Origin of the sequence: Microcoleus sp. w2-18bC1 (genome assembly GCF_036700365.1) — a bacterium.
Classification (GTDB): Bacteria; Cyanobacteriota; Cyanobacteriia; order Cyanobacteriales; family Microcoleaceae; genus Microcoleus.
This window is the reverse complement of record NZ_JAUBOS010000001.1, coordinates 455459-476604: the sequence shown is the minus strand read 5'-3', so window position 1 is coordinate 476604 and position 21146 is coordinate 455459. Positions and strand designations below refer to the sequence as shown.

Annotated in this window: 16 protein-coding genes; 6 read left to right on the top strand and 10 right to left on the bottom strand. The window is 46.4% G+C overall.

Annotated elements, in window-relative coordinates:
• Nucleotides 1–9: 9 nt before the first annotated feature.
• The 10 genes from QT979_RS01940 to QT979_RS01895 form a co-directional block, all read right to left on the bottom strand.
• Entirely contained in the window at nucleotides 10–1251 is a 1242-nt protein-coding gene (locus QT979_RS01940; RefSeq protein ID WP_333214738.1) for a protein kinase domain-containing protein, read from the bottom strand.
• Between the two features lie 801 nt (nucleotides 1252–2052).
• Complete coding sequence (locus QT979_RS01935) at nucleotides 2053–4356, bottom strand: serine/threonine phosphatase (protein WP_333307863.1); 2304 nt, start codon at nucleotides 4354–4356, stop codon at nucleotides 2053–2055.
• A gap of 351 nt (nucleotides 4357–4707) precedes the next feature.
• Entirely contained in the window at nucleotides 4708–7263 is a 2556-nt protein-coding gene (locus tag QT979_RS01930) for a DHH family phosphoesterase (protein WP_333307861.1), read from the bottom strand.
• A gap of 214 nt (nucleotides 7264–7477) precedes the next feature.
• Nucleotides 7478–8293, bottom strand: a complete 816-nt coding sequence (locus QT979_RS01925; protein ID WP_333307860.1) for a PD-(D/E)XK nuclease family protein — start codon at nucleotides 8291–8293, stop codon at nucleotides 7478–7480.
• Nucleotides 8294–8478: 185 nt separating this feature from the next.
• Complete coding sequence (locus QT979_RS01920; RefSeq protein ID WP_333307858.1) at nucleotides 8479–8844, bottom strand: DUF5615 family PIN-like protein; 366 nt, start codon at nucleotides 8842–8844, stop codon at nucleotides 8479–8481.
• Complete coding sequence (locus tag QT979_RS01915) at nucleotides 8841–9143, bottom strand: DUF433 domain-containing protein (protein WP_333211427.1); 303 nt, start codon at nucleotides 9141–9143, stop codon at nucleotides 8841–8843. The genes QT979_RS01920 and QT979_RS01915 overlap by 4 nt, the downstream gene beginning before the upstream one ends.
• Before the next feature lie 169 nt (nucleotides 9144–9312).
• Nucleotides 9313–9981: a Uma2 family endonuclease gene (locus QT979_RS01910; protein WP_333307856.1), complete on the bottom strand. Its 669-nt coding sequence runs from the start codon at nucleotides 9979–9981 to the stop codon at nucleotides 9313–9315.
• A gap of 123 nt (nucleotides 9982–10104) precedes the next feature.
• The gene (locus tag QT979_RS01905; protein WP_333211430.1) at nucleotides 10105–10365 is read right to left on the bottom strand and encodes a hypothetical protein; all 261 of its coding nucleotides are present in this window, start codon (nucleotides 10363–10365) and stop codon (nucleotides 10105–10107) included.
• 321 nt (nucleotides 10366–10686) lie between these two features.
• Nucleotides 10687–11271, bottom strand: a complete 585-nt coding sequence (locus QT979_RS01900) for a PAP/fibrillin family protein (protein ID WP_333307854.1) — start codon at nucleotides 11269–11271, stop codon at nucleotides 10687–10689.
• A 140-nt stretch (nucleotides 11272–11411) separates the two neighbouring features.
• Complete coding sequence (locus QT979_RS01895; protein WP_333307852.1) at nucleotides 11412–13088, bottom strand: glycosyltransferase family 4 protein; 1677 nt, start codon at nucleotides 13086–13088, stop codon at nucleotides 11412–11414.
• 411 nt (nucleotides 13089–13499) lie between these two features.
• On the opposite strand from QT979_RS01895, the gene QT979_RS01890 reads away from it, so the two are divergent.
• From QT979_RS01890 to QT979_RS01865, 6 genes are all read left to right on the top strand, one after another.
• Entirely contained in the window at nucleotides 13500–13739 is a 240-nt protein-coding gene (locus tag QT979_RS01890; RefSeq protein WP_006631296.1) for a DUF3134 domain-containing protein, read from the top strand.
• 130 nt (nucleotides 13740–13869) lie between these two features.
• Nucleotides 13870–14985: a phospho-N-acetylmuramoyl-pentapeptide-transferase gene (gene mraY / locus QT979_RS01885; protein WP_333211436.1), complete on the top strand. Its 1116-nt coding sequence runs from the start codon at nucleotides 13870–13872 to the stop codon at nucleotides 14983–14985.
• A 331-nt stretch (nucleotides 14986–15316) separates the two neighbouring features.
• On the top strand, nucleotides 15317–16300 hold the full coding sequence (locus QT979_RS01880) for a glycosyltransferase (protein ID WP_333307850.1): 984 nt from the start codon (nucleotides 15317–15319) through the stop codon (nucleotides 16298–16300).
• Nucleotides 16301–16634: 334 nt separating this feature from the next.
• Nucleotides 16635–18494 carry an NAD(P)H-quinone oxidoreductase subunit F gene (locus tag QT979_RS01875; protein WP_333307848.1) on the top strand — a complete coding sequence of 620 codons (1860 nt, stop codon included), beginning with the start codon at nucleotides 16635–16637 and terminating at the stop codon, nucleotides 18492–18494.
• 104 nt (nucleotides 18495–18598) lie between these two features.
• Complete coding sequence (locus tag QT979_RS01870; protein ID WP_333211442.1) at nucleotides 18599–19318, top strand: carbonic anhydrase; 720 nt, start codon at nucleotides 18599–18601, stop codon at nucleotides 19316–19318.
• A 111-nt stretch (nucleotides 19319–19429) separates the two neighbouring features.
• Complete coding sequence (locus tag QT979_RS01865) at nucleotides 19430–20983, top strand: NADH-quinone oxidoreductase subunit M (protein WP_333211444.1); 1554 nt, start codon at nucleotides 19430–19432, stop codon at nucleotides 20981–20983.
• The last annotated feature ends 163 nt before the right edge of the window (nucleotides 20984–21146 follow it).

The window sequence follows — 21146 nt, the reverse complement described above, 5'->3', positions numbered from 1 at the left end:
GACTTCTATTTAAAGGGAAGCTGCTAAAGCTCGAGCTAATTGTTGAGCAGTTTGAAAACGATCCCCAGGCTTAGCTGCCGTGGTTCGCAAAATGGTGTCCCGCAGCTTGGGGGCGATCGTCGGAATATTTTCGATCTTAAACCCGTAACCTCCAGCTATTTTCCCGTAAAAGTTTTGAGGGCTTTGGGCCGTCAGCAAAAAAATCAAAGTAGGCCCAATGGCATATAAATCCGACTGAGGGAGAGGCTGTCCCCGGTCTTGTTCTGGTGCGGTGTAGCCTTCAACGCCGATGCGAGTCCCTGGTGGAGTGCCGATTTCTTTAACGGCTCCAAAATCCAGCACTGTAATGCAATTGTCGCGGTGGCGCACCAGCAAATTAGCTGGTTTAATATCCCGGTGGACGATCGGGGGTTTTTGAGAGTGAATGTAGTCCAAAACCTCACAGGTTTGGATCATCCACTCTATTGCTTGTTGGGGAGCAACTGGCCCGCGGTTATAGATGCGTTTTTCTAAATCCTCGCCGTGGAGCATTTCCATCACCAAGTATTTTTTACCCCCTTCCACAAAAAAGTCAAAAAACTGAGGAATTCCCGGATGGTGGAGGGCTTTGAGAGTTTTAGCTTCACGTTCAAACAGTTCTTGAGCTTTGGCGATTTGAGCCATATCAGCATTCATTTCCTTGAGGACTACCAGAGAAGCAGCGGGGGAAATTCCGGGTTGTTGAGCTTTCGCTTTATCTCGATCCCAGGCTAAAGTCGTTGTCCCCATACCGCCTTGGCCCAAAGTTCGCAGCACTTGGTAGTGACGCACCGTGCGATCGACTTTAATCGGTTCGCCGCAGTGGATGCAGAATAAATTCCCCGGCGGGTTTCCCGCATGGGTACACCTCGGGGTCGCGAGATTGACAGTGGGGTTCGCCTCAATTTTGCCGCCAAGTTCAATATTAATAACTTGGAAATGCAGAATAGGGCCGCCTCGTGCCAACTGGATCAGGGCACCGTCGGATATCCAACCCTGAGACATGAGAATACCGTTTACCAAAGTGCCATTTGTCCCCGAATTGACTAAGTACCACTGACTGGATCTCCCGTTATTAACTCTTTGCAATTCCAGATGTTGCCGCGACACTAGAGCATTGGGGATCACAACGTGATTGTCTGGAGAGCGGCCGATGCGAATAATGGATTCGCTCTCGAAACTCCACTGTTGCAGGGGGGTCTGTTTTTCTGGATCTAAAAGAGTCAGCAGCATTTTCGATTGATGTGGTTGAACTCCCTGATGTGGCAGTGAGAGTTGGCGGAAATTTACAGATTTGGGGCGTAGGGCTTTAAAAAATTAGAAATTAAAAATTAATTATGAGCTTCAGACGTTTTTTTCAGGAAAACTTTATAATATCCTGATTATGATTAAAGATTTCATAAACAATAAGTGATCAATAGTTTTTGGGGAACAATTATTCGTAAAAATTCTGAGGAGTCGATCGCTCCTTAAAACACAGTCTATCAATTTAAAAATTGCAACAACAAAAACTAGGTAAACAATCGCTAAACTTTTACGTAAATTTGATGTAGCAGCAGATTGTGATGTCAGCCCCACATATATATGTAGAGCAGACACTTCCCACGTTGCCCCGATAGCGATCGAGTATAAAACAGATTTCGCATTAGCCAGCCTGCGGACTCACTTCATTTTAGTGGATTTTTTTTCATTAGACCAACTATTTTTGTAAGTAAAAGCTCTTTCAACTATGATGAATCCACTTACTCTCAAGCAACTTTTTCCGGTAGATTCCCTGAACAGAGTCTCAAAATTAAAGCTACGGATAAATGGTTGGTACTCTACAGCTTGTCTGCAATAGTATGGGTCTGTAATCAGTTTTTGATCACTCAAACCGAAGCTGTTTTAACACCAGATAGCTAAGAACAGAGCGAGCAGTAAAGCCTTGCCCGGAAACGGCAGAAGCTGTTTTTTTCTCTGCAAGAATTCCAGGTTTAGCCCAGGGCGTCACGTAGGAAAGACGCCACCTTTGAAAAAGTTGGCAGCATCCACATTCTAAAATCGAAATGCGCCTACCTGCGCCCGAATGATAATTGCCGTGATATTGTCGTGACCGTTGCGTTTGTTACCGAGTTCAATCAACTGGGTAACTCCCTGGTCGAGATCAGCTTGGGGATTGAACAGGGGTTCGAGAGTGTTCTGCCAGTGACTTTCCAACAAATCATTATCTGTCAGGCCGTCGGAAGCCAAAATTAATAAGGTATCTTCGCACAAGTCTAAAAACTGCACGTCAGGCTTGAGAAAATTACTGTCTCGCGGGCCGAGGGCTTGAGTTAGTTGATAGGCGTCGGGACGAGCATAAGCAGTTTCCGGGTCAACTCCGCGCTTAATTTCGCGCTGCCCGACTTCGTGGTCTGAGGTGATTTTTTCTAGGGTTTGTCCCTTTCTCAGTCGGTAGAGGCGGCTGTCGCCGACGTGGGCAACGGCGAAGTGGGTGTCTTGAACTAAGACTGCGACTAGAGTTGTGCCCATGCGGGCGCTGCCGGAGCGTCCGTCCTTTTGATTGATTTCAAAGATGGCTTTGTTGGCTAGCAGCACTCCCTCGCGAATGGTGTCTGCCGGAGGTAGTTGATTTTCCCAACGGGTTTGAAAGAATTCTCTGAGGGTTTCAGCCGCTAGTTGGCTGGCTACTTCTCCGCTGTCGTGTCCGCCCATGCCGTCGCAGAGAATGTAAAGCCCTTTGGTTTGAAAAATGCGACCGAAGGAGCTTTCGAGTTTGTTGAGCTGAGTCCAGATGCTGAAGAAGTCTTCGTTGTGGTCGCGCGTGCGGCCAACATCGGTGAGACCTGCGTCTTCTAAGCTGTAAATCTGAAGTGGCATGGGCTGGGTTAAGACCTCGCCCACCTCGGGGGGCGACTCGTCGGGACTGCGGTAATGCCTGTGTGTCGGGGTTGAGCTTGGTGAAGGTGCGGGCTGGAGTTCGAGGGGAACTGTTTCTAGGCGCGATCGCAATTCTTCGATTGTGTTAATCTCGCCTCTGTACATTTGTTGCAGCAGTTCGAGCAAGGCGCCAAACTGAGTGCGATGATCGGACTGGCTAAATATCACCTGCCACAATTGCCCCAAATCTACCAATTGCAGGTTTGAGCCGGCGGGTTCGGGATAGAGGTATTGCAGCCGCAAAGAAGCCAAGGAAAAGGAAGAGTCGGGGTTGACTCGCAAATTTGTCAGTTCCAACAAGCTTTGCCGACAGCGCCAGGGTTCTAGGGCAGCCCACAGTTCTGTCATTTCGTGCAGCCAGTATAAAATTTGCTGGATGGAAGTTTCGGGCTGATTCCACCGTTCTACCAGCAGCGGCCATTGGGAGCAGTCTTCTAGGAGCAGGACTGCCTGTTCGTTGTCTGACCAGCTATCGTGAATGACTGGCAGGTTTTGAGAGAATTGCCACCGGAGTGCCAGGTAAGGTTCAGCTATGCCTTGGCAAAGCTCTGCTAAGGCGGGATTGGTTGAATTTTCTCCGCCTTTGATTGCTGCGGTATAGGGGGATGTTCGTCTGGCGACGCTGGCAGAGTTGGCTGCTAGCATGGCTTTGAGGGGTGACATTTCCAGTGGCTGACAGTCCAATACTGTTACTTCTACTGTGTCTGAGCGTTTTCTCGGCGGCACGGTTTCTAGGAGTTGGTAGCGCTGCTGAGTGTCTAAATAAGCTCCGGCTGGCTGGGAAGGGATTAAATATTCTGAATTGGGGATGGGGACTTCTGGAGATGGAGGGGAGGTGTCAGCTATGTTTGGGCTGTGGGGGTTCTCGGTTGCTTCCTGGATTTGTTGAGGCTGTGGTGCGGTTGTAAAATTGTGTTCAGATGGGGTTATTTCGCGCTCTGGTGCTGTAGTAGAGCTTTTTTCTGTTGTTTGCAAGGAGGCTGGTGCGATCGCCCCCACGGCTACCACAGCGTCTATTTCTGCGCTGCTGAATTCGGCGGCTTCGGTCTGTGGAGAAGTTGGTGCGACTGCTGTTTGGGGTTCGGGTGGGGTGGTGATTTCCGTTTTAATGGCGTCTGTGATTGGTTCAGGAGAGTTTTGGGGCGATGCGATTTCTGGAACCATCTCTGGTTTTTGCGGAAACTCGGCTGGGGGTAGGGTTGACTCGTCTGGCTCGACTGCTGGAAAATTCGATCGACCGCAGATAATGGCCCGCCACACTTGACCTGTTGCGACGCCACAATTCTGACATTCTTTGGCGCTAAAAGCGACTTGGGCACCGCATTCGTGGCAAGGTTTGTAAATTAGGGAATTTCCGCACTGTTGACAAAACTTGTTTGGATTGGGATTTTCAAATTGGCAGCGGGGACACAGAAGCATAGGGGTTTTAAATGAGAGATGGGCGAGCGAGTTTGGCGGTGGGGAGTTTTGGGTTTTGGGCTGTGAGTTAGGAGTTATGAGTTTTGGGCCTGACTCGCAACGGATAACTCGCATTGCCCTATGCCTTATTTTATCGGGATGAATTCAGAACTAAGATATTTCTTAGAACTGAGATGTTGCCTCCGTGTCAGGAATAGACCTCTTAAGCGAGACCGACAAAAATTTCTCTCGCTTCAGGAGACCAAAAGCCAGCCCCACCAGTGGTAACAGCGTGTGTAACCCATAAGCAAAGTTATCTCATGAGTGGAACGGGCCGGAGATTCCGTTCTTAACAATGGTGCAATATCTCAGTTAGAAGGGAATTGCTATAGAATCTTCTTGGAAAACGGTTTCTCGCGCGATCGACAAAATGGTCGAAAGGGGTACTTCACAGAAATATTTCCGCCGGAATTGTTCTTCGGAGACGGCTGCTAGGAATTGCGATGCAAAACGGGCAGCAATCGGGGAATTTGGCACTGAGAATTGAAGGGATTGGCTATCTAATAAGGGTTTGGGGATTTGATCGGGCGCGTCTTGACGCTGTGCGGTTTCGGGTTGTCTGGTGATGTGGAAAGCTCGATCGCGATAATTGATTTTAAAACCGAGATATGTTAGGGTTTTGAACCCTAGTTGCAGCGATGTGTCGCTGATACCTAGTTTTTGGCGGAGTTGTTGTCTGGTGACGGGTTTGTTGGTGCGGCTGAGGTATTTGGCGATGCCGATTAGCTGTTGGCAGATTTGCTGTGGGGGTACGAGTGGAGGTAAAGTATAGGCGATCGCGAGTTTTTTCTGAGTGTGCTGTGCTTGCCGAAACCAGATCCGCAGTTCGTCCCAGCTTGCGGGGCATTCTTCGAGGACGATCGAGTTTTCGCGATCGACCTTTTCGGAATTGTAAACTAGATTGTCGATCGGCATTGGAGATTCTAAGTTTGTGCTAGCAGCTAACAACTCTTCATCGTTATTTCTATTGCGCCAGTCTACGATCCAATCTATTTTAGTCTGAGAATTTATTTGGCTGTCTTCCGTGCGTTCCCGTAGTGCTACGAGGCGCACTTCATACCGCGATTTGTAAGTATTAAAATCTAGTTCAACCGTAACATCGCAGCGGCCTTGGGGAACTTCGTTTTGATTGTGTCCCCACCAAATGCCGGGAAATCCCGTATCGGTAGATTCATCCCTAATTGTAAATTCTGTTTTAATATATTCTATTTTTTGCCCTTTCAAATCCTTAATTTTTTGATTCCAGAGATTGTCAAACCAGCAGTTTTCAATCAGCAATTTGGGTGCGGGGTTGCCCATACCGCACGGTTCGAGCAATTTTAGTTCTTGAAATAAGTCTTTGCCTAATTCGGAGACAGTAATTTTTAGGTCTGCTTCAACGGGGGCGGCTGTTAAACTATCGGTGCTGTACTGTTGCCGCAGTTGCTGATTTACCGCATCGGTAAAGAGAGGGATATTTTCAACTGCGAGACTTAATCCGGCGGCGAAGGGATGACCACCAAATCTGTGCAATAAATGCGCTTGGTCTTTGACTAATTGGTAAAGGTCAATTTGATTGGCGGAACGGGCGGAACCCCTGGCAATTTTGGATGGGGAAAGTGTTGGTGATTCTGAATCTAATAAGGATGTAAATTGCGTTTCCGGGGAATTTTTATTAATTTGTTCACTTCCTTCTGTGCTGAATAAAATCACGGGCCGGCCATATTCTTGGGCGATTTGTCCCGCTACTAATCCTAATACTCCTACGGGCCATTGAGGGTCGCTGAGGACGATGACGCTAGTAGTTGAGAGGTCGAGTTTGGCTAATTTGGTGGCGGCATCTTTGGCAACATCTTTTTGTAAAGATTTGCGCCGGGAGTTGGCAATTTCGGTTAAATTTGCTAGTTCTTCGCAGCGTTTTTTGTCGCGGCTGGTGAGGAGTTCTACGCAGAAGCTAGCGTCACCTTGAATGCGGCTGACGGCGTTGATTCGGGGGCCGAGCCCGAAGGAAATGTCGGTTGGGCGATCGCCCGATCTTTTGCACAGTTCGAGCAATTTTGCAACTCCTGGGCGGGTGGGATTTGTGAGTTGTTTTTGCAGTTGTTCGATTCCGAGTTGTGCTAGGTAGCGGCAGTCTCCTGTGAGTTGGACTAAATCGGCAATTAAGCCGATCGCTACTAATTCTAATAAATCTGCGATCGGGCGCTGCGGAATATCCGGTAATGTGTGATATAGTGCTTCAACTAATTTGTAAGCTACTCCAACTCCTGAAAGGTTAAATAATTGGTGGTTTGGGGGGAAGTAGCGGGGATTGATAATGGCTGTAGCTGGCGGGCGAGCTTCAGGTAATGTATGATGGTCGGTGACAATTGTATCGATGTTTAAGCTGGTGGCGTATTCGATTTCGGCGATGTTTGTACTGCCCGTATCGCAGGTAATAATTAAGCTAATTCCCGCTTTTGCTAAGGCATCTATTCCTGGGATATTGAGTCCGTGAGATTCGGTTAAGCGGTTGGGAATGTAATAAGTTAGTTGGTCGTTTTGAGCAAAAAATTCTCCCAGTCCGTCCCAAAGTACGGAGGTTGAGGTAATGCCGTCGGCGTCGAAATCTCCCCAAATAGCGACTTTTTCGCCGCTGTTTCGTGCTTGCTGGATTCTTTCTATCGCCCAGTTCATTTCTAGCCCGAATTCAAAGGGACTTGCTGGTTGGTAAAGTTGGGGATTTAAGAAACCGGGTATTTGTTCGGGGTTGTGAATTCCTCTATACCACAGAAGTGTAGCGGCATAGTTTCCGGGTAGTTCGGGTGCATGGTTTCTGACAGCTTGGAGCAGCCAATCTGGGGGTTCGGATAGGGGTTGAGTTGGTAAATTTTGAAGTAGTTCTGTCATTCGATTTTAGATTTTAGATTTTAGATTTTAGATTGTGACCACAGATGAATCTAGGGGCTTGTTTGTATGTTAAATAAAACTTAAACCGAGTAACTGGTAACTGGTTTTCAGGCAGAGCCTGGGAACCCATTTCCAGAGGCTCTGCCTCACTTACGATCGGGAAAATTGGAGGCAGAGCCTAGTAACGAGTAAAATATGGGGGCTTGTTTATATATTAAATAAATATTTCGTCGATTATAGCAAGATTTGGTAGCCAATCTGTGGGAGTTTCTGCGAGAAGATCTGCTGAGGGAGTTTTTGTGTCTGTTGTGCGGTTGCAGCGAGTGGCAAATTGACAGGAATCGCAAAGATTGGAACTAATTTCTACTTGGGGTAAGAATTCGCCGCCTTCGGTATAGCGCTGTCGCCAGTCGGTTAGCTGCTGTAATAGGTGGGTTAAATCTTGTTTGGTGCGATCGTGTTCTGTTTGGTTGTAATAAAACGTGAGTTTTTGCGGCGGTTCTTCTCCTTGCAATTGTACGAACCAGTATGTCATAGAAACTTGTTCGGGGGAATAGTCGCTGGTTTCTACTAAGACGTATAAATAGAGGCGAGTTTGCCAACTTTCGGCTATCCATTTTGATTTTTGAGGGCGGGGATAGGTTTTCCAGTCGAGAATTTGGGCGGCGTTTGGTTCGGCTATTAGCAAGTCATAGATAACGGTGAATAGGTAGTCTTGGAAAATTAGGGTGCGGGGGTGTTCGGCTTGGCGGAAAATTCTATCGCTATTTTCTGAATTGGCGAAAAGTTCGGGTGCTGTGTTGATAAATGCTGCTACACAGCGTCCCAGTTCGGGGTCTTGTTGGATGATGAATTCAATGGGAAGTCCGAGTTCTCGCTGCTGCATTAATAGGTGAAAGTGGCTTCCCCATGTGAGTTTTTCTTTGTGTTCTGGGGATGCGGTGGTGGCGAGTAGTTCGAGGTAGCTGTGTTGGAATTTGCGGGGGCATTCTTCGAGAATTTTGAGTTGGGTTTGGGAGAGTCGGAGCATTTTTTTATGATTTTAGATTTTATATTTTTTGGGCTGGTAAGCGAGGCTATTAATCTTTTTTTGACCGCAGATTGAGGCAGATGGACGGAGATGGACGCCGATAATTTTGATCGCGTTTTTAGAGGAGAGTACGCGCGAGCGTAGCTATCCCGTAGGGAATCGCACTTTTTTCCAAGTGCGATCGCTTATCCTTCACCCCAAGCACTTAAAAACTCGACTTGATTGTACATTTCCTCTGCGGATTTACTAGCTATAATTTTTAGCAAGCGACGCAATTGTTCCCCAACTGAATAATTCTGCTGTCCCAAGATTATCCCCATATGTTCTTCCCCTTGCGTGCTAAAATTAGTATGCAATCGATAAAAATCCCTAGTATTAAAACTAGAGGTTACTCGATGATTTTCATGAGCCCAATACAAAATTTCTTCATCGCTGCGAGACAGCATTCCTATTTCTGCCACAGAAATAACATCAACACTCCGCAGGCGTAGAGCATCTAGCAGAGCCGAATTCATCGCATCTTCGTCTAGCAGCAGTAGAATAATGCTCATGAATTTGTCTTGAGGTTTTTGTAGTGTAACTCTGCTAACTGTTCGTAAGCTTCTTGTTCCTCAGCTAAATCTGTATCAATCTCTTCTCGATTAGCATGATAATACGTTAAAGCTGCATAAACTTGTGCGATCGATAAGTGAGTCATCAGCCTAGCAATTTCTTCCGCACTGTTACCCTGCTTGTACAAAACGGCGATGCGGCGGACAGAAGTACCAGTTTCAGCAATAATCGGACGGCCGCCTCGAAGGTTGGGATTGCGGATAATTAAAGTCCCGATGTCTACTACAGTTGTTGTCATACATTTTCTCAAGTCACTTAACTTGATTATATAGATTTATTCTAAAAATGTGTAACTGTTTATGCCCTTGAGGGTTCTATTTAAGCGATAATTGCGTACAAGATTTAGAAGCATTAAGGGCGATTGCCTACGGGATAGCTACGCTCGATCGCACTTTTCGCCCACTTCTCTACAACTTCCCAATTTGTTGAGCAAACCACATCGCCGCCGTCCCATTTCCCTCACCCAAAAGTTTCAGAGTATCCGACAGCAAAGCAATTGGCAATCCCTCAAGCGCACCGGAAATTTCGCATTCTTGATATTTCCCGTTTTCCTGCAAGCGAAATGCCAAAACTCTCTCGCCCTTAATATCTACTACCCAATACTCAGGAATTCCCAAAGCAGCATACAACCGCTTTTTTTCATCTAAATCGCTGGCCAAAGTAGTATCGGCTATCTCCCCGACTAAATCGGGAACTCGCGACTGATTCAGATTAATTCGGCGGGGTTTCCCTTTTTGCCATTGGTGGAAATCTCCGCCGATGTATAAAACTTTATCTGGGGCACCCGCTCCCACTTTAGGTTTCTCAATTACACAACCGCTGAGAGAATCAAAAGTTTGTCCTATTTTGGTAGTAAACCACACGAAAAATATGATAGTAAACAGATCGTTAAATCTGGCGTGCTGAGGCCCTTCATTACCCATGTCTATCCAAAGATATCCTTCATAAAAAAATATTCTGGCTTTCTCCAAAGATGGATCTTCGCAGGCTGCTACATAATCTTCCCATGTCGCGGCTTGCCATTGGGGAATTTCTCCCACTTGAGACACGATGAATTTGGCAGTTGTAGAAGTCATGATTTAAAAGCAAATTGAGGATAAAATTATCCTAACTTAGGTTGATATTTATCTGTCGTGGTAATTGGTATTTGTCAATTTTTATAGCCCCCCTTTTTTAAGGGGGGGATCAGATCCTTGTGCTTATCGAATTGCTGTGGGCGCCGCAATTGGTACTTCTAAGTCTGGTTGCAAGTCAAAGACTACGACAAGCGTTGTTTGAGGCATCAGTTGACGCAGACACAGCAAGTGTCCGTCAGCATCCGATCGACTGCGAAATCGCCCCACAATCGCCCGCTGCATACTGGGCATGAGTTTGGCGATCGCCCAAGGGTAAAGGCGTTTTTGGTACGCGATCGCACTAGGATTCGCTGCGAATCCCTGTTGATAACCGTTTTGTGGCATAATCGTGTTGTATTCGTAAGGAGTACACAAAAGGCGTTAGTAAGTTTCTTGGCGGGAATGTACTAACGCCTTTTCCATTAAAATTCAAGCACATATCACAAGAATTGTCAATTGTCAATTCTTAACGCTAAGTTTTAACGGTTATCCTATCTGAAGCTTGTATCGGCTATGGATTTGAGGGTTTTAGTAAGTGTTGAATCGTTTGCAGAAGTGATATATTTTTGATTTTTAACCGCAGATGAACGCGGATAAACGCGGATGAAAGAAAGATAAATTGAGAATGAGTTAAGGGGCGATCGCACTTAATCACACATCACAAAATCACTCTTTTGTCAAGACAAAAACACTGTCTTTATTCCCCCGTCCAATCCGCAAATCTTTATCCAAATAAGTGATATCAAGCCATCCCTGCTGTTCGCGAGTATCCATCCCGAAATCTACAGCCGCGAACTTTTTCCCCGACTCAATCTCATCGATAAACTTCCCCGGAAATTCATAGCCAATCAACCTGCTTAAACCTACTATAGACCGCTCAAACTTCACCTGCACTCGCCGTTCGGAAGTTGGCTCAAATCTCGCTGCTACACTGACAATTCCTTCCAAATAAGGCAAGCCATAAAGTTCGCCAATGTTGTAAATTTTAGATTCTTTGACGCGGATAGATTGATAAATTTGACCCAATTTTACCAAGGGAAAACTGTCGAGATTCAGCAGTTCGCGGCTGGTGGTATACAATAACCGCCAATCACCATTTAAAAGCTCTCCGGCTTCGACAGGGCGTGATGTGGGGTTGTAATCTTCCAATTGGGCGATCGCACTTAAAATTGCTTGTTTGTCGCTGGGAGTCGCCAGCAAACCGCGATTCTTACCAGCAATTATCTCTAAGAGTGCAGATTTTCTCAGCATATATTTTTTTAGGAAGAGGGATGAAGAAGGAAAAAATATTCTTGAGTTCGCGTTCAATATTATTTATAAATTACGCGACAAGTCGTTTTTAGCGCGCTTATTATTGGGTTTGTCTGTGTCCAGTGTGCACCCTACATTGATTAATGACTAATAACTAAGATACCAAATTTCACCAGATAGAGCATCGTCCGATATAGGTATGCTAATTCTTGCTCGTTTTTAACGTAGCGTCGGATAACTTCCCCCACGCTGATCGCACCTTCCTGCTTAATTGTATCCAATATCTCCATCTGAATGTTAACAGATATTCTCCTATCTTCACCAAAACTGGTAAACCTAATTGTCTGTACCTGCTTTAAAAGTTCTGGTGTGGCGATCGCCCCCAGACTCAGCATCATCTCATTGCTTAAACTTCTAGTCGCATAATTACCCAATACCCGAAACGGATCGTCGCCTAGGGGATAAGGCGGCTTCCCAGGTTTTAAAGGTGCGGACTCCGGTGTCCCCTGGCGAATTTCTGCTAATTCCCGCCACAATTGTTCGTAAGCAGCAATTACTACTTTCCAATCATAAATTTCCCTCGCCCTTTGTCTGGCATTTTCCCCCATCCGCTTTCTCACTTCTGGGTTTTCAATTAATTGGCACAACGCGCGGGTGCAAGCATCAATGTCAACTGCTGTGGCGAGGGAGGTGTGACCCATGTAAGTCGGCCAATTTAAGCTGCCGTCAAGATAATTTAAGGCTAAATCTAAACAAGATTCCGGGGGCGGGATGAGTGTGGGAATGCGGAAGCCGTCTATTTCGTGGCGTACAGATTCTTTGTATCCGTTCCAATCGGAGACTATGGCCGGGAGTCCGTTCGCCATAGCTTCAATTGGCGTCAGTCCGAAGGATTCTTGAATGTTGTCGGACAGCGAAATGAAAATGTCGGCCGCCGACCAAATATTTATTCTAATTTCCGGCTGTCTCCCATCTAAAAAAATAGCATTCACGGAGGGACAAAATATTTGTGCGCTATTTTTAAAGTCGGGTTTTTCTCTCGGATCTTCTATCCAACCGGCTTGAATTAAGTGGATTTTGGCTTTTGTCTGTTGTGCGGCCCTTTCTAGGGCGATGTACATGGGTACCGGATGAGCTTTTGCAGAAAAAGTCAATCGACCGACAAATAACACAACTATATCTTCGGGAGAAATGCCGAGTTCTTGCCGTATTTGGTGGCGACTATTAACTGCTTCCACACCCTGCGGAAACGCGCTGCAATCGACTCCGAGGGGAATAACGGGGAATTTGACCAAAATTTCCGGTTTACCGCCGTTGCGCTGGGCTAAATATTCAGACCACTCCGTCATAACTCCTTCTACTGCTGTTTTCACGGCTGCAGAGGTGCAGATCAGGGCGTCCCAAGGCTGCATGGGTGCGGTTATCAAATCGCCGATCGCCTCCATGATGTATTGTGTACCGATCGTGTGAGTAACGCCACAAACGCTGTAGGCCCGCTGATCGACAAATCTGCGCGCCCACACCATCTGCGACAGAACCGGATCGGGTCGGTAAATTGTGCCCGGTTGAGATAGCAAATCCGGTCGTTCCATCGGAATCCAGCGAACTTTCCGAGGTTTTTGCAGCCAAGGTTGGATGTGCGAACAAAACTCCTTAAAGGTTGTTTCGCTATCGGCGCAACAGTAGAGAGAGTCGGCGGTTCCGTGTTGGACTAAGCTTTTGAGAAACCCTTCTCCGGCTGAATGACGCCCCAGAAGTTTTTTGCCTCCGGTGTGGTAGCCCTCTTTGTTGTATAAAACCGCTGCCGTTATATCCATTCTGAGATTTATTGCTTGAGAGTTGACTGAAAAAGCCAGAGGGCATTCGGGCTCAGGCTTTGATGAAAATCCAGGAGACTGTTGTGAATCAAACCCTTGCCGTTAGGGAAACTTGCACAATAGGATCGCCTCGTGTCCCGCGATATCTTAAAGACGATCGTCTCAGATTACAATGCTTACGGCTAAAGAAGGATTGGCAAGAGCGGATTTTAGTGTTATCCTCATGCCCATGCTTGGGGGCGATCGCCTTTTGGGTCTCCCATCTTATCCGATCCGGAACCAAACAGTGCCTGTGGTATAATGCTTTAGCCTTGCTAAATGCCCGATTTGCAAGTGCTTGATCAAATTAGTAGTTCGTCGGCAAAACGTTACTTCACTCGATCGCGTCTTTGTCTTTAAAAACCGATAATCATGTACAACCCATCTCTGCGTCAAATTCCTCGCCACTTACCTGCGGATGTAATTCCATTAAAACAGCAATCTTCTCTTTTAGACTGGTTGGAATCTAACAACCGCCTGTTAGCAAGGGATGTCCAAGAACCCGACTATCTGCACGAAGAAGAAATTTCTGAACTGATGGCAGTTGACGACAGTCCTTACGATGATTTAGAAGAGGAAGTAGAAGAGGATGTGAGTGTAGGCGAAGAATAACGGGTAGAAGGGTGAAGAAATCAACCGGAAACAGGGAAGAAAAACTCAGAGATTTCTCAATCTCCTGTATCGCACCCTATTCCCCCATTGTCAATTGCTTATTCTCAAATAGTGTGTGGTGAGGAGTGTTATGGATAACTTTTTGGATGAGAAAATCCCTTTTAGTCTGCCTTTCAAACTTACAGGAAAGAATTTATTCCTGCTGCTGGGTTTGGGGCTCGGCACTTTAGCGATCGGTTTAGATGTAGTAGCGGATAGATTTTTGAATTTACCTGCATCGCTATTTATGCCGCTCGTTGTTTGTGCTTTAGTTGCGTCGGGGTTGGGCTATGCAGTTGTACCCGTACTCCAGCAACTAAAAGCAGGACAAATAATTCGCGAAGACGGCCCCCAAGCCCATTTAAAAAAAGCGGGAACGCCGACAATGGGAGGCATCTTTTTTATACCTGCGGGGGTAGCAGTCGCTTTACTTTGGTCTAAGTTTAACTCAGATGTTGTTGCCGTATCGGCTTTAACTTTAGCTTACGGTTTCATTGGCTGGATTGATGACTGGCAAATTCTGCGACGTAAGTCGAACAAAGGTATTTCACCTCGGATGAAATTGGCTTTGCAAATAAGTTTTGCTGCTCTATTTTGTCTGTGGCTTATGTTTCATCAACCTGCAATTTCTACGAATGTTGCTTTGCCTTTCGGTTGGGTATTGCCATTAGGTTTGCTGTTCTGGCCGCTGGCCGCTTTTGTGCTAGTTGCCGAAAGCAATGCTACTAATCTTACCGATGGTGTTGACGGGTTGATGGGAGGTTTGGGGGCGATCGCACTTTTGGGACTAGGTGCATCTGTAGCCTCAACTTCGCCAGAATTAATGATTTTTTGCGCTTGCATCAGTGGCAGTTGTTTCGGTTTCTTAGCACACAACCGCAATCCAGCCAAGGTGTTTATGGGCGATACAGGTGCTTTAGCTTTGGGCGGTGCGTTGGGTGCGGTAGCTTTATTAACAAATAGCCTTTGGATATTATTAATTATCAGCGGGATTTTCTTTGTAGAAACGCTGTCAGTAATTGCTCAAGTAGGTTATTACAAAGCTACAAAAGGGCCTGATGGCATCGGCAAGCGTCTATTAAGAATGGCTCCACTGCACCATCATCTAGAGTTGTGTGGCTGGTTGGAAACTCAGGTTGTTGGCATTTTTTATTTAACTAACGGGGCGTTAGTGTTAATGATTCTGATGTTAACTAGCAACATTTGAGAAGAGATTGCGTGACGGATTGCACAGGGGATGTAAGAGATATTTTCTACTATTTCATAGAAACAGGCAAGATGCCTGTTCCACAATAACTGAATGCAGTTGTGGAACAGGCATCTTGCCTGTTTAAGGCTCGGAAGTTATAATTTTGAGAATTGATATCCTCAGTTAATGCAATGGAAATTAGTAACACTTTTTAATTATTTGAATAACCGCGAAGAGGGTTCTAGGACAAAGGAAGAACTACATTTGCTTATTTATCTTCCTTAGCGCCTTCGCGGTTCGTTTAATCTTACTCAATATTAGTTATGCTATCGTTTACGGTTGTTTCTGAATGACTAAAACGTTTTTACCGGAGGTTTCGGTGGTTGTGCCTGTTTACAACGGCGAGAGGGATTTGCCGGAGTTGATCGAGTGCCTGCGATCGCAAACTTATCCGCCACACAGAGTAGAATATCTTTTAGTAGACAACAACAGCCGCGATCGCACTTCAGCAATTCTCGAAACAGCAGCCTCTAACCCCCCCTCAGTCCCCCCTTTGGTAGGGGGAGGAAGCAATTTCAATCAAATAATCATTCGCCACCTCAGTGAAAATCAGATTCAAAGTTCCTACGCCGCCCGCAATCAAGGAATTCGCGCGTCCACAGGCGAAATCATTGCATTTACCGATGCAGACTGTCGCCCGGAATCTGACTGGCTGGAAAATTTAGTTAAGCCATTCGTTGACTTAGAAATAGGAATTAGCGCTGGGGAAATACTCGCATTGCCCGGTAAAACTATCTTAGAACAACACGCCGATCGCCAAAATACTTTATCTCAAAAACATACACTCGCTCACCCTTTTTGTCCTTACGGCCAAACCGCCAACTTAGCTGTACGGAGGCTCGTTTTACAACAAATAGGATTATTTCGCCCTCACCTCACCAGTGGCGGCGATGCTGACTTGTGTTGGCGGATTTTGCGGGAAACATCCTATCAATTACATTTTGCTCAAAATGCGATCGTCCGACACCGCCACCGTTCTACAATAAAACAGTTGCAAAGTCAATGGTATCGGTACGGCGAATCTAATAAATATTTGCACGAACTCCACGGTGTCGATTTGATGCGAGAATTCACAACAGGCGAATATTTTTACCGGCTGGCTAGGTGGCTGTTAAAGGAATTTCCGGTTGCGGCGGCAAAAAGTGCGCTCGGCTCTTCGGAGCTGGTAGACTTATTCAATACGCCGATCGGTTTTTTGAATGTTAGGGCAAGGGCGATGGGGCAGCGCCAAGCCAAACTTCCAGAATCAGCTTGGGACATTGAGCGGTTTTAATCGGCTTTAATATTTTAGAGCAATAAATCATTGTTCGATCGCACTTGCGATCGACAAATATTCGTTTGTACACAATCCGCCCCTATATATACCTATAAGTAGAGTTTATCGGTACCGATAAATATGCTGAATCAGAAATACGATAATTTAACGCAATACTTAATATAAAATTAATAAGTCTATTCTTTCCCCCTAGTCTCAAAACAACGAGTAACTCGAATTCTGACGCCAAAATAGCCTCTAATTCTGCCTTCTGGCTTTTCAGTGCTGTCGTCAGCGCGATCGTAATTATTCTCAGAATTTTAAATTTTTGTAACCTTTACAGGTAATGCCAATGGCTCAAATCTTACTCCAGACGGTTTGGTTTATACCTTGCTATCCACTCATCGGTGGAGTTCTGTCGATGCTGTGGTTTCCGGCAATTACCCGTCGCACGGGGCCAAGACCATCCGGTTACGTGAACGCCATCTTAACCTTGTTCGCTTTCTTACACGGCGTCATCGCCCTCACAGCTATTTGGAACCAACCAGCGCAACACCAGTTCATTCCCTGGCTGAATGTAGCAGGTTTAGACTTAACCATTCCCGTTGAAATCTCTGCTGTCACCGTCGGGGCGACAGTTTTAATTACCGGACTGAACTTGCTAGCGCAGATTTATGCTTTCGGTTATATGGAAATGGACTGGGGCTGGGCTCGGTTGTTTTCCTTGATGGGGCTGTTTGAAGCGGGGATGTGCGGCTTGGTACTGTGCAATTCTCTCTTCTTCAGTTACATGATTTTGGAAGTTCTGACTTTGGGTACTTACCTGCTAGTCGGGCTGTGGTTCAATCAGTCTTTGGTGGTGACAGGAGCCCGCGACGCTTTCTTAACCAAGCGGGTGGGAGATTTATTCCTGCTGATGGGAGTAGTCGCAATTCTGCCGCTGGCTGGAACTTGGAATTTTGACGAGTTGGCTGTTTGGGCTCAGACTGCAAAGCTTGACCCTACTGTAGCGACGCTGTTGAGCTTAGCTTTGATTGCCGGGCCGATGGGTAAGTGCGCTCAGTTTCCCTTGCACCTGTGGCTGGATGAGGCGATGGAAGGCCCGCTGCCGGCGACAATTTTGCGGAACACCGTAGTTGTGGAAACTGGTGCTTGGATTTTGATTAAGTTGCAGCCAGTGATTGCTTTGTCGCCGATCGGACTGAAGACAACTATTATTGTAGGCGCTGCGACGGCGGTTGGTGCTTCATTAATTGCGATCGCCCAAATTGACATCAAGCGCACGCTTTCCTATATAGTCAGCTCTTACATGGGCTTAGTATTTATCGCCGTCGGCACCGGACAAGCCCAGACAGCCCTGACATTAATATTTGCCTACAGCTTGGCAATGGGTTTGCTGGTGATGAGCATCGGTTCGGTAGTCTGGAACAGCATCACTCAGGATGTCCGCTCTCTCGGCGGTTTGTGGGGAAAGCGGCCAATATCGGCCATATCGTTTATTGTCGGTAGCGCTGGATTAGTAGGACTGCCGCCCTTCGGCTGCTTCTGGGCTTTAGAAGACTTCACATCCGGGCTTTCAGAAACTCACCCTTTCTTGTTAGGAATAGTGCTGTTTGTAAACGGCGTCACTGCTTTTGGCTTGGTGCGCGTCTTTGGTTTAGTTTTTGGCGGCCAACCAAAGCAAATGACCGAACGCTCGCCGGAAGTTCACTGGCCTTTTATCTTGCCGATGACTGTTTTAATGGGCTTTACTTTGCACGTTCCGCACTTGCTGGCTGCGTGGCATTTATTGCCAGGGGCAAGTTTGAATTATACCGCCACTGGACTGCTAGTTTTGTCAACGGCGATCGGCATCGGTGCCGGAGCATTTGTTTACCTGAACGAAAAATGGGAAAAACCGGTGCGAATTGGTTCTCAAGCCCTGCAAGACTTTTTTGCTTACGACTTTTACACTGCCAAACTTTACCGGGTGACAGTGATATTTGCAGTCGGTCTAGTTGCTCAAGTTATCTCTTGGGTCGATCGCAATATTGTTGACGGATTCGTGAACTTAATCGGTTTTGCAACGGTTTTTGGCGGGCAAAGCCTCAAATACAACGTTAACGGTCAAACTCAGTTTTACGCCTTGACAATTCTGTTCGGAGTGGCAGTTTTGGGACTGCTCATAAGCTGGCCACTTCTAGCTCGCTTGTCGCTGATTGTGGGCGGGTAAAGAAATATAAGCTTGAAGATTTTAGGTGGCAGTTTTCATCTAAAATCTTAAAAACATGAAGTCTTGAACAAAGATTTCAAACTCGTTCAAATAAGGCAGCATAAATGAATTCAGACCACAGACAATTCAATCTTTCCCGGCGCAATTCCCTCAAATTTGTCGCAGGTGCTATTGGTACAGGGATACTTGCAGTAGGAGCAGGCGCTGATTTCGCTGCACCTGAACCAGCAATTGCTCAAACTGACTTGACTCCCGACACAGCTCTGAAACAGTTAATGGACGGCAACCAGCGGTTTGTTGACAGCAAACGCCAAAACCCCCACCAAGACTTTGGGCGCCTCACCGAAGTTGCCAAATCTCAAAAACCATTTGCTGCTATTCTCGGCTGTGCAGATTCCCGCTTTCCTTCGGAAATTATCTTTGATCAAGGATTGGGAGATTTATTTGTCTGTCGTGTGGCCGGAAATGTTGTTACTCCAGAAGAAACTGGCAGCCTAGAATTTGGCACCCTGGTATTGGGAGCAAAAGTGCTTGTGGTAATCGGGCATAAACGTTGCGGTGCGGTAGACGCAACCATTAAAGGAGCTCAAGTTCCCGGCCAGATTGGCAGTTTGCTCGATGCGATTAAGCCTGCTGTAGAAAGCTCGAAAAACCAAACGGGCGACAAGCTAGAAAATGCTTCAAAAGCCAATGTTGTGCTCCAAGCTAACAAGTTGAAAGCCTCTCCAGTTATCTCTAAGTTAATTGCGGAGAATAAACTGAAAGTTGTTGGTGGGTATTACGATTTAGACACGGGTCGAGTCACTATTCTTTCTGAGTCGTGATGAAAACTGGGATTGATAATTGGCAAAAGTTTAACATCTAAACTCTCAAATTATCAAAGACAAGAGGCTGCAAAATAGATTGTTCACTCTTCACTCTTCACTTCACACATTATGCTTAGTGCCTTGCTCTGGTTGCCCGCGTTGGGCGCTGCGGTAGTCGGGTTCCTGCCCGGAAATATCAATGGAATGCGTCTGCGTTCAATAGCCTCGGCTTTTGCGGCAGCTATTTTCATTTTGAATATCTGGCTGTTGACTCAATTCGATCCAGCCAATTCGGGACTGCAATTTCAAGAATATTTGCCTTGGATTCCACAATTAGGTTTGAGCTACAACTTGGGCATTGACGGCTTGTCGTTGCCGCTGCTGGTTTTAAGCGCTTTGCTGACGCTATTAGTCATTTACGGCACCGGCGAAAAGATGGAGCGCCCCCAGCTTTACTATGCTTTGATTTTGCTGATCAATGCTGGTATTGCCGGAGCTTTGATGTCTCAAAATTTGCTGCTGTTTGTACTGTTTTACGAAGTAGAATTAATTCCTTTTTACCTGTTGATTGCGATTTGGGGCGGAAAGCAGCGGGAATACGCTGCCATGAAGTTTTTGATCTACACGGCAGTTTCGGGACTTTTAGTGCTGGCAGCATTTTTAGGTGTGGCTTGGCTGAGTGGGTCTTTAAATTTCGATTACAGTGCGATTACCACTCAAGAATTGCCGAGAAATTTGCAGTTAATCCTGCTAACAATTTTGCTAATTGGGTTGGGAATTAAAATTCCCTTGGTGCCGCTGCACACTTGGCTACCGGATGCTTACGTCGAAGCTTCGCCAGCAACAGCAATTTTGCTGGGAGGGATTCTGGCGAAGTTGGGAACTTACGGTTTAGTACGGTTCGGCTTACAGATGTTTCCCGAAACTTGGTCGATTATAGCTCCGGTTTTAGCGATTATTGGGACTGTGAGCGTGATGTACGGGGCTTTGAGCGCGATCGCCCAAAAAGACATCAAGCGCATGGTAGCCTATAGTTCGATCGGGCATATGGGCTACATCCTCGTTGCCTGCGCCGCGGGTACGAAGCTGGCATTAATCGGTGCAGTCGGGCAAATGGTAAGCCACGGCTTAATTTTAGCTTTGCTATTTTATTTGGTAGGCATCATCGAAACCAAAGTTGGCACGCGGGATTTGGACGTACTTAACGGTTTGATGAACCCGATGCGGGGTTTACCCACTGCCAGTTCCCTGTTAGTTTTGGGTGGCATGGCAAGCGCCGGAATTCCGGGTTTGGTGGGTTTTATTGCCGAATTTTTAGTGTTTCAAGGCAGTTTCTCGATCTTTCCAATTCCCACTTTACTCTGCATTTTAGCATCGGGTTTAACAGCAGTTTACTTTGTGATTCTGCTCAACCGCACCTGTTTTGGGAAGTTGGACAATGCCACGGCTTACTACCCTCCAGTTACGTTTGCTGAAAATATGCCGGCGCTGGTTTTGGCGGGCATCATTTTTGTGTTGGGAATTCAACCTGCTTGGCTGCTCAAGTGGAGCGAATCTACTACAAATGCGATCGTTGCTACTCTGCCGGCTGACAGAAATACCCAAGTTGCTATTAGCTATCCCCTAGAGCACTTGGATATGGAAATCGCGTCTACACAAACGAAGTCCGCCTCGGCAGACTAAGCATCTACTTGTTTCCAGGCTCTGCCTGGAAACGCAGATCCAGAGGCTCTGCCTCCAATTTTCCGGCTTGCCGGCCTGGATATCGGTTCCCAAGCAGAGCCGGAAAACCAGTTAAAGAATCGCAGCTTTTTGCAATAATTCAAAATATTTAGATTCACTCAAT